Annotated in this window: 13 protein-coding genes; 11 read left to right on the forward strand and 2 right to left on the reverse strand. The window is 66.1% G+C overall.

The features are described from left to right. Together AAHS21_RS04780 and AAHS21_RS04785 are read left to right on the forward strand one after the other, a co-directional pair. The coding region (locus tag AAHS21_RS04780; RefSeq protein ID WP_342926581.1) for a DUF222 domain-containing protein at positions 1 to 501 on the forward strand (501 nt) is incomplete at its 5' end. Positions 502 to 506: 5 nt separating this feature from the next. Continuing rightward, a complete protein-coding gene (locus AAHS21_RS04785) occupies positions 507 to 1,010 on the forward strand; it encodes a histidine phosphatase family protein (RefSeq protein ID WP_342927072.1) in 504 nt (167 codons plus the stop codon). Positions 1,011 to 1,050: 40 nt separating this feature from the next. Here AAHS21_RS04785 and AAHS21_RS04790 read toward each other — a convergent pair whose 3' ends face one another. Further along, positions 1,051 to 1,599 carry a DUF3558 domain-containing protein gene (locus AAHS21_RS04790; protein WP_342926582.1) on the reverse strand — a complete coding sequence of 183 codons (549 nt, stop codon included), beginning with the start codon at positions 1,597 to 1,599 and terminating at the stop codon, positions 1,051 to 1,053. Continuing rightward, a complete protein-coding gene (locus AAHS21_RS04795; protein WP_342926583.1) occupies positions 1,599 to 2,150 on the reverse strand; it encodes a DUF3558 domain-containing protein in 552 nt (183 codons plus the stop codon). The genes AAHS21_RS04790 and AAHS21_RS04795 overlap by 1 nt, the downstream gene beginning before the upstream one ends. A 185-nt stretch (positions 2,151 to 2,335) precedes the next feature. Between AAHS21_RS04795 and AAHS21_RS04800 the strand changes: the two genes are divergently transcribed. The 9 genes from AAHS21_RS04800 (at position 2,336) to AAHS21_RS04840 (ending at position 12,801) form a co-directional block, all read left to right on the forward strand. Continuing rightward, positions 2,336 to 4,093 (forward strand): ABC transporter ATP-binding protein, encoded by a 1,758-nt coding sequence (locus tag AAHS21_RS04800; RefSeq protein ID WP_342926584.1) that lies wholly within the window; start codon positions 2,336 to 2,338, stop codon positions 4,091 to 4,093. After that, positions 4,090 to 5,985: an ABC transporter ATP-binding protein gene (locus tag AAHS21_RS04805; protein WP_342926585.1), complete on the forward strand. Its 1,896-nt coding sequence runs from the start codon at positions 4,090 to 4,092 to the stop codon at positions 5,983 to 5,985. Before AAHS21_RS04800 ends, AAHS21_RS04805 begins: the two co-directional genes overlap by 4 nt. A gap of 132 nt (positions 5,986 to 6,117) precedes the next feature. Then, on the forward strand, positions 6,118 to 6,453 hold the full coding sequence (locus AAHS21_RS04810) for a DUF732 domain-containing protein (protein ID WP_342926586.1): 336 nt from the start codon (positions 6,118 to 6,120) through the stop codon (positions 6,451 to 6,453). A gap of 167 nt (positions 6,454 to 6,620) precedes the next feature. Continuing rightward, entirely contained in the window at positions 6,621 to 6,956 is a 336-nt protein-coding gene (locus tag AAHS21_RS04815; RefSeq protein ID WP_342926587.1) for a DUF732 domain-containing protein, read from the forward strand. Positions 6,957 to 7,302: 346 nt separating this feature from the next. Next, on the forward strand, positions 7,303 to 8,037 hold the full coding sequence (locus AAHS21_RS04820; RefSeq protein WP_342926588.1) for an LppX_LprAFG lipoprotein: 735 nt from the start codon (positions 7,303 to 7,305) through the stop codon (positions 8,035 to 8,037). A 90-nt stretch (positions 8,038 to 8,127) separates the two neighbouring features. Then, positions 8,128 to 8,484, forward strand: a complete 357-nt coding sequence (locus AAHS21_RS04825) for a DUF4189 domain-containing protein (RefSeq protein ID WP_342927073.1) — start codon at positions 8,128 to 8,130, stop codon at positions 8,482 to 8,484. 131 nt (positions 8,485 to 8,615) lie between these two features. After that, the gene (locus AAHS21_RS04830) at positions 8,616 to 9,314 is read left to right on the forward strand and encodes a C39 family peptidase (RefSeq protein ID WP_342926589.1); all 699 of its coding nucleotides are present in this window, start codon (positions 8,616 to 8,618) and stop codon (positions 9,312 to 9,314) included. A gap of 279 nt (positions 9,315 to 9,593) precedes the next feature. Further along, on the forward strand, positions 9,594 to 10,751 hold the full coding sequence (locus AAHS21_RS04835; protein ID WP_342926590.1) for a BTAD domain-containing putative transcriptional regulator: 1,158 nt from the start codon (positions 9,594 to 9,596) through the stop codon (positions 10,749 to 10,751). 238 nt (positions 10,752 to 10,989) lie between these two features. Then, positions 10,990 to 12,801 (forward strand): serine/threonine-protein kinase, encoded by a 1,812-nt coding sequence (locus AAHS21_RS04840; protein WP_342926591.1) that lies wholly within the window; start codon positions 10,990 to 10,992, stop codon positions 12,799 to 12,801. Positions 12,802 to 12,842: the final 41 nt, after the last annotated feature.

A 12,842-nucleotide genomic window follows, 5' to 3' on the forward strand; every position in this document is an offset into this window, starting at 1 on the left:
CCCGCCACCATCATCGTGTCCACCACCCTGGCCGAACTCGAAGCCGCCGCCGGTCACGGCCTCACCGGCGGGGGCACCCGGCTCCCGCTCTCCGACGTGATCCGCCTGGCCCGCCACGCCCACCACTACCTGGCGGTCTTCGATGAGGGCAAACCTGTCAGCCTTTATCACGCCAAACGGCTGGCCTCCCCCGGGCAACGAATCGTGTTGTACGCCAAAGACCGCGGCTGCAGCGCCCCCGGCTGCACCGTGGGCGGCTACTACTGCGAAGTCCACCACATCACCGACTACGCCCAATGCCACACCACCGACATCAACAACCTCACCCTGGCCTGCGGCCCCCACCACCGCCTCCTGCAACCCCGCGGCTGGACCACCCGCAAACACCCCAACGGCCACACCGAATGGATCCCCCCACCACATCTGGACCGCGGCCAACCCCGCACCAACACCTACCACCACCCCGAACGACTACTCCACGACGGAGACGACGTAGCGTGAGCCGCGTGGACGGCGAGCGCACCCTGCTGCTGATGCGGCATGCGAAGTCTGGATACCCACCCGGTGTCGGGGACCACGAGCGGCCGTTGGCACCCCGGGGCATCCGGGAAGCGGCGCTGGGCGGTGACTGGCTGCGCGCCAACCAACCCGGCATCGACGCCGTGCTGTGCTCGACGGCCACCCGGACCCGCCAGACCCTGGACCGCACCGGCATCGATGCGCCCGTGCAATTCCGCGAAAGCCTCTACGACACCACCACCGGGACGATCATCGACGAGATCAATAAGGTTCCCGACTCGGTCGACACCCTGCTCGTCGTCGGACACGAACCGACCATGTCGTCGCTGGCGCTCGGCCTGGCCAGCGACGAGGGCACCGATGTGGCTGCAGTGCAACGCATTTCAGAGAAGTTCCCGACGTCGGCGATCGCGATCCTGAAGGTGACCGGCAACTGGAAGAACCTGCAACTGGGGACAGCCACGTTGACCGACTTCCACATCCCGCGCTGACGAGGGGCACCGCGCAGACCACCGAGACCGCGCTGACGAGCTAGGAATTCGTCGAGAGCGTCAGCTCCATCAGCTTGAGGGCCTGAGCGCAGGCATCGATGCCGGGTGCTTGCGGGTTGACCCACCAGCCGACGACACCGGCGGCGTCGCTGGCCACCCCACAGGCACCGTTCGGATCGTCCGGGCGCATCACGATCGAACTCACACCGGCGATCGTCCGGGTTTCCACCTTGTACTTGAGGAAGTCGGCGACCTTACGTTCTTCGCTCAGGCTGCCCTGCTCGAACCAGAACCGGGTGATGTCGATCAGGCCGGCCGGGTTGGCCGCCTGCCAGCGGCAGATCGCGCCGACGAACGTGCTCTGGATGTCGAGCGGGTCGGCGCCCACCGTCTTGGCCAGGATGTCGCTGGTCAGAACCTCACATTCCTTCAGCAGGTTCGGGTACTGCTGCTGGGAATTGTTGTTGCGCGGCACACCGCCGGCACCGGCCTTGACGGCGTTGCCGCCGATCGACCTCGAACAACCGGTCAGGACCATCAGCGCGGCGGTCAAGATGACGACCACCGCCGTCCGGACGCGTCTTGTCATCATTTCGAGTTCGCAATCGATTGACGAGTCAGTTCTTTGGCGATGTCACACGGCGGCGGGAAGGGCTTTTGGCTGAAGCTGATCGACCACTCGATGAAGTCGTCCTGGAACTGGATGCCGACCTCGCACAGCGAGTCGCCCAGGTTCGGCTCATTACCGACGGCGATGAAGCCGCTGTGACCGTTGATGTTGATGTCGTCGACGCTGGCGCGCGACAACTCCTCGGTCTTGCGTTCACGCCCGATCGGGCTGCCGCGGTACCAGGAGAAAGAGAAGTGCGGACCGAGAATGCCGCCGCCGGCCAACCACTGGCAGCCCACGGAATTGCGCGCCGTGTTGATCAGCCCGCTGACCTTGGTCAGCTCGGCGACCTGCTGGTCGTTGATGCCTCCGCATTGCGGAAACATCGGTCCGTGGTGGCCCTCCGCGTTGCCCGGCGTCGTCGAGGACGTCCCACCCGGCTTGTTGTCGCCGGAACCCGAGCAGCCCGCAACCGCCGGGACGAAGATCGTGATGGCCGCAAGGGCTAGCGCCGTGAGGTTACGACGCACCGCTACCCTGCTTCTGCTCAGCCTGCTGCTGGTCCACACGATGCACTGTAGCGGCAGCCCACCGGGTCAACCACCGACGCGCCACCTGAGCAGGCATTTCACAGTGTTTGCCAGACGGGGCGTGCACACCCAACCGCCCGGCGGTGCTGCGCCCCACGACGCGTGCCGTATGCGACAGTTACCAAATGCTTCTGGCACTGCTGCGCCAGTACATCCGGCCGTACCGCTGGCTGGTGGCGGTGCTGATGGTGCTCCAACTGATCAGCACGCTGGCGACGCTGTACCTGCCGACGGTCAACGCCGCGATCATCGATGACGGCGTCAGCAGGGGTGACACCGCGACCATCGTCCGGCTCGGCGTGGTGATGCTGGCCGTCACCGGGCTGCAGGTGCTGTGCTCGGTCGGGGCCACCTACTTCGGCTCACGAACGGGGATGGGGTTTGGCCGCGACCTGCGACTGGCGATGTTCGAACACGTCACCACCTTCTCCGAGCCCGAAACCGCCCGATTCGGCGCGCCGACGCTGCTCACCCGCAGCACCAACGATGTCCGCCAGATCCAGTACCTGGTTCAGATGACGGGCACGGTACTGATCACCGCGCCGATCATGTGCATCGGCGGGGTATTCATGGCCGTCCACCAGGAAGCCGCACTGACCTGGCTGCTGCTGGTCAGCGTCCCGATCCTGGCCGTGGCCAACTACTGGATCATGTCGCACATGCTGCCGCTGTTCCGCAGCATGCAAGCCCTGATCGACGGCATCAACCGGGTGATGCGCGACCAGCTGTCCGGAGTGCGGGTAGTCCGGGCCTTCACCCGCGAAGGCTTTGAGCGCGAAAGGTTTTCCCGCGCCAACACCGCGCTGTCGAATGCATCCCTGACCGCCGGCAACTGGCAAGCGCTGATGCTTCCGGTAACCACGCTGACCATCAACGTGTCCAGCGTCGCGCTGATCTGGTTCGGCGGGCTGCGCATCGATCGAGGCCAGATGCAGGTCGGCTCGCTGACCGCGTTTCTGGCCTACTTCACGCAGATCCTGATGGCCGTGTTGATGGCGACGATGACGCTGGTGGTGCTGCCGCGCGCGTCGGTATGCGCCGAGCGGATCACCGAAGTGCTGTCCACCCGTCCCGCCATCGCGAGCCCACAACATCCCCGGCATCCGGACGCGGGGATCACCGGCGTTGTCCGCCTGGACGGTGCGACGTTCACCTATCCAGGCGCCGACCGCCCTGTGCTGCAACATATCTCGTTGGCCGCGCTACCCGGCACCACCACCGCGGTCGTTGGCAGCACCGGCTCGGGTAAGTCGACGCTGGTGTCGCTGATCTGTCGGCTCTACGACGCGACCGACGGCACGGTCCTGCTCGACGACCTCGACGTCCGCGACTACGACACCGAGCGGCTCTGGTCGGCGATCGGCCTGGTCCCGCAACGCGGCTATCTGTTCTCCGGCACCGTCGCGGAGAACCTGCGCTTCGGAAAGGCCGACGCGACCGACGAGGAGATGTGGGAAGCGTTGCGGGTCGCGGCGGTCGACGAATTCGTGCGTGCGCACGCCGACGGGTTGCAGATGCGCGTCGCCCAGGCCGGGGTGAATTTCTCTGGCGGACAACGGCAACGGCTGGCGATCGCCCGGGCCGTCATCCGCCGCCCGGCGATCTACTTGTTCGACGACGCGTTCTCCGCGCTCGATGTGCACACCGACGCGCGGGTCCGGTCCGCACTGCGCGAGATCTCCGGCGACGCGACCATCATCATTGTCACACAGCGTATTTCGACTGCTTCGGCGGCTGACCACATCGTCGTCGTCGACGACGGGAAAATAGTGGGCTCTGGCACCCACGAGTCTCTGTTGGCCGATTGTGCCACCTACGCGGAATTCGCCGACTCGCAGTCGGTCGGCGCCTTGCGATCAGGCCAAGCGGGAGGAGCGCGGTGACCAGGGCGACGGACCGGGTCGCCCGCGAAACCGCGCCCCGCACGCGATCCCGCGACTTCTGGGGCACCGCGGTCCGGCTGGTGAAACGGCTTGCGCCCCAACGGACGCTGAGCATTGCGGTGGTCGCACTGGGCCTGACCGGCACGGTGATCGGCGTCATTGTTCCCCGAATCCTCGGCCACGCTACCGATTTACTCTTCAACGGCGTGATCGGGCGCCGGCTTCCGGCGGGAATCAGCAAGGCACAGGCCGTCGCCCAAGCTCGAGCGCGCGGTGACGCAACGTTCGCCGACCTGCTGTCGGGAATGAACGTGGTACCCGGCCGGGGCGTGGACTTCGGCGCGGTCGCACGAACCCTGGCCCTTGCCCTGGCCCTGTATGTCGTTGCCGCGCTCTTGATTTGGGCACAAGCCCGACTGCTCAACCTCACCCTGCAGCGCACCATGGTCGCGCTGCGCAGCGAGGTCGAGGACAAGGTCCACCGACTGCCACTGTCCTACTTCGACGGACGGCTGCGCGGCGAGCTGCTGAGCCGGGTGACCAACGACATCGACAACGTCCAATCCTCGCTGTCGATGACGATCAGCCAGTTGCTGACGTCGATCCTGACCGTGGTCACCGTGCTGGTCATGATGCTGTCGATTTCGCCGCTGTTGACGCTGATCACCGTGCTGACCGTGCCGCTGTCGCTGCTGGCGTCACGCGCGATCGCGCGTCGCTCACACCGCCTGTTCGTGGCGCAGTGGACCAGCATCGGAGCGCTCAACGCCCATATCGAGGAGACCTACAGCGGATTCACGGTGGTCAAGACCTTCGGTCACCGGGAGGCGGCACGCGCACAATTCCGCCGCCTCAACGACGACGTCTACCACGCCAGCTTCGGCTCCCAGTTCCTGTCCGGTTTGGTGGCACCGGCCACAACGTTCATCGGCAACCTTGGCTACGCCGCGGTCGCGGTGATCGGCGGCCTGCAGGTGGCCACCGGGCACATCACCCTCGGCAACATCCAGGCCTTCATCCAATACGTCCGGCAGTTCAACACGCCGCTGAGCCAGGTGGCCGGGATGTACAACACCCTGCAATCCGGGGTGGCCAGCGCCGAGCGGGTGTTCGAGCTGCTCGACGAGCCCGAGGAAGTCCCGGATGCCGCGCCGATGCCGCCCAACGGGCAGCCGCGCGGACGCGTCGAATTCCAGCACGTGAGCTTCGCCTACCGCCCCGGCACGCCGGTGATCGAAGACCTGTCGATGACCGCCGAGCCGGGCAGCACCGTGGCGATCGTCGGACCGACCGGAGCGGGCAAGACCACGCTGGTGAACCTGCTGATGCGGTTCTACGACCTCGATGCCGGCCGCATCCTGGTCGACGGCGTCGACATCACCACCATGAGCAGGCAAGCCCTGCGATCGCGGATCGGCATGGTGCTGCAAGACACCTGGCTGTTCGACGGGACCATCGCGGAGAACATCGCCTACGGACGGCCCGGCGCCGGCGCGGACGAGGTGGTCCAAGCCGCCCGGGCCGCCTATGTCGACCGGTTTGTCCAGACCCTGCCGGCCGGCTACCAAACCCGGGTCACCGGCGACGGCGCCAACATCAGCGCCGGCGAGAAGCAGCTGATCACGATCGCCCGCGCGTTTCTGGCCCGGCCGCAGCTGCTGATCCTGGACGAGGCGACCAGCTCGGTGGACACCCGCACCGAGGCGCTTATCCAGCGGGCCATGCACGAACTCCGCCGCGATCGCACGAGTTTCGTTATCGCGCACCGACTTTCGACTATCCGTGGCGCCGACCGCATCGTGGTGGTCGAGTCCGGGCGCGTCGTCGAGCAGGGCAGCCACGCCGAATTGATGGCGCGCCGCGGCGCCTATTACGCGATGACCAGGGCCTGAGTTTTTCGGTCCGCCCGCGAACCTGAGGCGTTACTGAAACGGCACCAAGAAGTTATAGAGGATCCATTTAGAAGTGCGGCTGACGCTAGTCCCATCAGCACCCCAACCGCACACCTGAAAAGGATCACAGCAATGTTCACTCGCCGCATCAACACCATCGCCAGCACCATCATCGGCGCCGCCGCCATCGGGATCGTCGCGGTCGGCACCGCCGGCACCGCCGGAGCCACCACCGCCGACGACGCGTTCCTCGCCCAGATGGACAAGCTCGGCATCTCCTTCAGCTCGCCGGCGGACGCCATCAAGGACGGCCACAAGGTCTGCCAGGAACTCGCCGCCGGCAAAACCGGGACCGACATCGCCACCGAGATCCTGCAGCAGACGGACCTGACCAACCACCAGGCGGCCTACTTCGTCGTCGACGCGACCCACGCCTACTGCCCGTCACTCGCACCGCAGCTCACCTAATCGCGCCACCCACTGGATGGGGGGTCCCGGATAATCGGGATCCCCCATCCGCCATTTACCCGTCGGCGCCCGCCAGGTCCCCCGCCAAGTCATTGAGAATCCTTTTAGGGGTGGGCGCAACGCTGTGTTCATCGGCAGAAAGACCGCACACCCGAAAGGACACAGCAATGTTCGCTCACCGTATCCGCACAATTGCCAGCACCGCGATCGGCGCCGCCGCCATCGGGATCGCCGCAGTCGCCACGGCCGGCGTCGCGGGCGCCAGCACAGTCGACGACTCCTTCATCACGCAGATGGGCAAGGTGGGCGTCACCTTCACCTCACCCGCCGAGGCAGTCAACAATGGCCAGAAGGTGTGCCAGGCACTGGCCTCCGGCGAAAGTGGCGTCGACATCGCCAACGAGGTCGTCGGCCAGACGAACCTCACCAGCAGCCAGGCCGCCCACTTCGTCGTCAACGCGGCCACCGCGTACTGCCCGCAACTGGGCGGCCCGCTCGGCTGAATCGCACTACCCGCTTGGCGGGGGGATCCCGGTAACCGGGATCCCCCCGTTCGGCATAAGCAGGCGCCGCAGGCGGGCGCACCTGCGCGCCGGCCACGCACCGCACTCGACGGAACAACCGAATCCACCACACCGAAGTGGGGTTGGAACGCTTTGCCAATCAAGGTAATTCATCGCATCGGTTGCAGGTATCCTGCTGCGCGCCGATTACTGAAGGCCGCCTGATCCGATTCAGACCTTCCGAATCCGACATCGGCCTCACTAAGCTTTCAGGGCGGCTGTTGATTTGCTGCGCGGCGATTGATATGCAGGAAGCAGCTGTGGCCAACACTTCAAGGAGATGTCGATGAAGCTCTCGCCTCGCACCGTTAGCGCCGCCGCTGCCGCCGCGCTCGCCCTCGTACTCACCATCGCCGGCTGCTCGAGCAACTCGAACACCGGCAAATCGCCCGGGACCACCGCCACCACCTCCAGCAGCGAGGCGGCCACGCTGCTCAAGCAGGCCGCGGACGCGATGACCAAGGTGACCGGGATGCATGTCAGCGTGGCGGTGCAGGGTGACGTGCCCAACCTGCGGGTGACCAAGCTCGACGGCGACATCTCCAACACACCGCAGACGGTTGCCACCGGTAGCGCGACGCTGCTCGTCGGCAAATCCCCGCAAGACGCGAAGTTCGTCTACGTCGACGGCCATCTGTACTCCGACCTCGGGCAGCCCGGCACCTACACCGACTTCGGCAACGGCGCCTCGATCTACAACGTGTCGGTCCTGCTGGACCCCGGCAAGGGGTTGGCCAACCTGTTATCGAAACTGCAGGGTGGCGCGGTCGCCGGCACCGAGCAGGTCAACGGCGTCGCAACCACCAAGATCACCGGCAGCTCGTCGGCTGACGACGTCGCCACGCTGGCCGGCTCCAAGCTGACCGCCCAGAGCGTGACGACCGTGCCCACCACGGTCTGGATCGCCTCGGACGGCTCCTCACACCTGGTCCAGCTTCAGGTCCATCCCACGAATGACACCTCGGTGACGCTGACGATGTCCGACTGGGGCAAGACAGTCACCGCCACCAAGCCCGTGTAGGCGCCCCCGGTCAAAGGCGCGGAATCGCAACCCCTGGAAGACGTGGAAACCGCCGGACCGCCGGCTTTCGGAAAGGAATCACCAATGAGGATGATTACTCGTCGCCGGCGGTTCACGGTGGCCGGCATGGCCGCCGCCGCCGTCGTCAGCGTCGCGCTGGCTCCCGCGGCCGGTGCCGCCGATCAATACGGCGCGATCGCCTACTCCAGCAACGGTTCCTGGGGCCGCAGCTGGGACTACCCGACCCGGCCGGCCGCGGAGGCCACCGCGGTCAAAAACTGCGCCTACACGGACTGCAAGGTGCTCACCAGCTTCACCGATTGCGGCGCCGTCGCGACCAATGGCAGGGCATTCCAGGGCGGGGTCGGCTCCACCCTGGCCGCCGCGATGAGGGACGCGCTGACCAAACTCGGTGGCGGCTCCATCGACACGTGGGCGTGCAACTAGCGGTCTTCATCCCCGCGCGGACGGCGCGGCGCGTGGTCACTCCAAGGATTCATGGAGATAACAAATAGGCCACGATCAGAGCCTTTTCTCAACCACCCCGCACGACCGCGGGACGAGAAAAGGGGACAACGATGAAGATCACGAAGATCGCCGCGATCGCCAAGACCGCCACCCTGGCAGTCATCGCCGTCGCCGTCGCACTGGGATTGGCCGCACCGGCCGGCGCGGCCGCCGGCACGATGTACGGCGACCCGGTGGCCGCCGCCAAGTACTGGCGCTACCAGAAGTACGACGACTGCGTCCTGATGTCGAGCGCGGATGTGATCGGCCAGATCACCGGCAAGGAGCCCTCGGAGCGGGCCATCATCAAGGCGGCGCAGGCCACGCCGAGCGTGGTGCACCCCGGTTCGATCTACACCACGCCGGCCAACACCAAGAACCCGAATTCCGGTATGGGCACCAGCTTTGCGGACATCCCGACATTGCTGGCGCTGTACAAGATCAACGGGACGATCACCAACAAGGAGCACGCCGCCAAAGATGGCGTCCTGGGTGGCATCGAAGGGCTCGAGGAGCAACTCGGCGAGGGCCATAAGGTCATCGTCAGCGTCAACGCAGAACTCATCTGGGGCCAGCCCGTCGAGAACAAGGACGACAAGGGCAACCCCCGCGGCGACCACGCGGTGGTGGTCACCGGTATCGACACCGCCAATGATGTGGTCCACCTCAACGACAGCGGCACGAAGGACGGCCGCGACGAGCAGATCCCGATGGCGCTCTTCATGAAAGCCTGGGAGGCCAGCAAGCAGCTGATGGTATTCACCACCTAGCGCACCCGCACGGCAAAACGGCGGGCAGCCACCCGAAGCACACGCATCGGGCCAGCTGCCCGCCTGATGCGTTTCGTGCAATCCCAACCGAATTCGACCGAGCCGTCGATGATCACACTGGCAGGGAACGCATTTCAGTCGACGGCAACGCCCAAGCCGCGGCACACCAATGTCCACCGTTATTACCGAATTCGGTGGGTTCGTATCACAATGTCAAGGAATGACACCGTATGGGCAGAGGACGCGGCGCAGAGAACCCGGAAGGGCTGGTTAGCGACGATGGTAGACAAAAGTCTCGAATTCGGCCTGCTCGGGCCGTTGGAGATGACTGTTGACGGCACCATGGTGGCGTTGGGCACGCCCAAACAGCGGGCGGTGCTGGCCATGCTGCTGATGAACCGGAACAGCCCGGTCGGCGTCGAAAGGCTGATCAGCGCCCTGTGGGAGGACGAGCCCCCGTCCGGCGCGCGGGCCAGCATCCACTCGTACGTGTCCAATCTGCGCAAGCTGCTCAGCGGCGCGGGTATTGACCCGCGGGTAGTACTGGCCGCGGCGCCGCCGGGTTACCGGCTCACCGTCGACGAAAACAGTTGCGATCTGGGACGGTTCATCACCGAGAAGACTGCGGGCGTGCAGGCGGCCGCGCTCAGCAGGTTCGAGCAGGCGAGCCAGCACCTGTCGACGGCGCTGGCGCAATGGCGGGGACCGGTGCTCGAGGACCTGCGCGACTTTCAGTTCGTCGACACCTTCGCCACCTCGCTCGTGGAAGAGAAAATTCTTGTCCACACCGCGAAGGCAGAGGCCGAAATCGCTTGCGGACGTGGCGCCTCCGTAGTCAGCGACCTCGAAGTCCTGATCACCGAGCACCCTTATCGCGAGCCACTGTGGGCCCAGCTGATCACGGCCTACTATCTGACCGACCGCCAATCCGACGCGCTGGCCGCGTACCGGCGGGTGAAGACGACGCTGGCCGACGAGCTGGGGATCGACCCCGGCCCGACGTTGCGTGATCTAAACGAAAAGATCCTGCGCCAGGAGCCGCTGGACGCCAAGAAATCGGCCAGGACCACGGCGGTCGGCACCATCACCCTGCTGGACCAGCGCACCAAGGTCCCCGCCGGCAAGCCCGCCGCCTATCTGCACGAGGCGTCGGGTCGCAGTTACCCACTGCGCATGGCAGAGACCCGGATCGGGCGTCTCAGTGATAACGACATCGTCCTGGCCAGCGCCAATGTGAGCCGCCATCACGCCGTCATCGTCGACACCGGCACCAGCTACATCATCAACGACCTGCGGTCGTCCAACGGCGTACACGTGCAACACCAACGCATCCGCTCGGCGGCCACGCTGAAGGACGGCGATCACGTCCGAATCTGCGACCACGAATTCACGTTCGAGATCCCCCGCGGCTACAACAGCGACGCAGGAACTGAATAAGGTTGTCGCACAAGATCTTTCGTGGTTAAGGCTGACATGGTCAATCACCACAAGGCTTTTCGCCGGGCGTGCCGGTGTCGGCGGGCGACTCGCCCGCGCCGGGATCTCGCGATTTGCCACGCGTTCGGGTACGCGACCGCCTACCGTGATGGTTGCTAGTCGCGGTGGTTACGAGCGAGGATCTGCCCGTAATTGTTGATATCGTCGGCGGGTCTGCGGTCGGTTTGGAGGATCAGCGATGAGCGAGGAGCAGAACTCGCGGGTCGGGACGATGTTCGGGCCCTACCGCCTAAAGCGGCTGCTGGGCCGCGGCGGGATGGGCGAGGTCTACGAAGCCGAACACACCGTCAAGGAGTGGACGGTCGCGGTCAAGGTGATGACCGCGGAGTTCAGCCGGGACCCCGTCTTTCGTGAGCGGATGCGGCGCGAGGCGCGCACCGCGGGCCGTTTGCAGGAACCGCACGTCGTACCCATCCACGACTATGGCGAAATCGACGGCCAGATGTTCATGGAGATGCACCTCATCGAGGGCATCGACCTGGACGACATGCTCAAGCGATTCGGACCGTTGACCCCACCGCGCGCGGTCGCGATCATCACTCAAATCGCCTCGGCCCTCGACGCGGCCCACGCCGCCGGCGTCATGCACCGCGACATCAAGCCGCCCAACATCCTGATCACCCGCGACGATTTCGCCTACCTGGTCGACTTCGGCATCGCCAGCGCCACCACCGACGAAAAGCTCACCCAGCTCGGCACCGCGGTGGGCACCTGGAAATACATGGCGCCCGAACGGTTTTCCAACGGCGAGGTAACTTACCGCGCCGACATTTATGCGTTGGCCTGCGTACTGTACGAGTGCCTGACGGGCACCCCGCCGTATCGCGCCGGCACCGCGGGCGAGCTGGTCCGGGCTCACACGACCGACGCCATTCCGCAGGCCAGCGCGGTGCGCTCGGGAATCCCGAAGGCTTTCGACGCGGTGATCGCTCGCGGCATGGCCAAAAAGCCCGAGGACCGCTACGCCAGCGCCGGTGATCTGGCGCTGGCCGCCCACGAGGCGCTCAGCAACCCCGATCAGGACCACGCCGACGACATCCTGCGCCGCAGCGTCGAGGCCACCTTGGCCGCCGAAATCAAGAGCGACCCTCCCCCGACGACTCCCGCCAACCCACCCCCGCCGCTCAGTACGCCGCCGGCGCCGTACCCGGGCCCGAGCTCCGGACCGGTGCCGCCGCACCACGCTCCGAGCCCGCGACCCTGGGCACCCGAGAGCGGCCCGGTCCCGACTCCGAGCCAGCACCCCTCCGGCGCGCAGTATTACCAAGGCACCAGCGGCAACTGGGGTGGCGCGCCGCCGGGCGCACCCCCGCCTGCCGGGCCCACGGCCTGGACGGTGGGACAGCCACCCCCGCCCAAGCCCAAGCGCAGCCCCTGGCCGATCGTCATCGGAGCGGTAGCCCTGGTCGTCGTCCTGGTGCTCGCGGCGATCGGTGTCTACCTCGCCACGAAGGAGGACGACAACCCGGCGCCGCATCCCACGCCGACCAGCACGACCCCCCCGCGCAAGACCACGACCACGACAACCCCCACCACCACGACCCCCGCGCCGGGCGACTTGGAAGGCCAGCTGCTCAGCATGGTGCCCCCGGGCTATCCGAGCGGCGTGTGCACACCGGCCACCGCAAAACCCAACACCGTGTGGTCGGACGCGCTCGCGGTGGTCGACTGCGACCAGAACACCAACCCGGGCGGCCCGTCTAAAGCGCGTTACGGGCTCTTCCCCAATCCGGGTGTCCTTAAAGATGCAACGGACGCCGACATCAAGCTCCTGACGCTGGCGACCTGTCCCGGGGAAACCAACAACCCGGAAACCTGGCAGCACCCGAATGACCCGAAGGTCGACGTCGGCGTGGTCGCGTGCGGCACCTACAACAACCACCCCAACATGGTGTGGAGCAACCAGGTCAAGCTGCTGCTGTGCGACGTCTTCGGCGACCCCCCGACCATCGAGGAGCTGCACACCTGGTGGACCAAATACGGTGGCTGACCCGCGGCAGCTAAAGATCAACCAGCCCAACGGCATTGCCA

Origin of the sequence: Mycobacterium sp. 050272 (genome assembly GCF_039023525.1) — a bacterium.
GTDB lineage: Bacteria > Actinomycetota > Actinomycetes > Mycobacteriales > Mycobacteriaceae > Mycobacterium.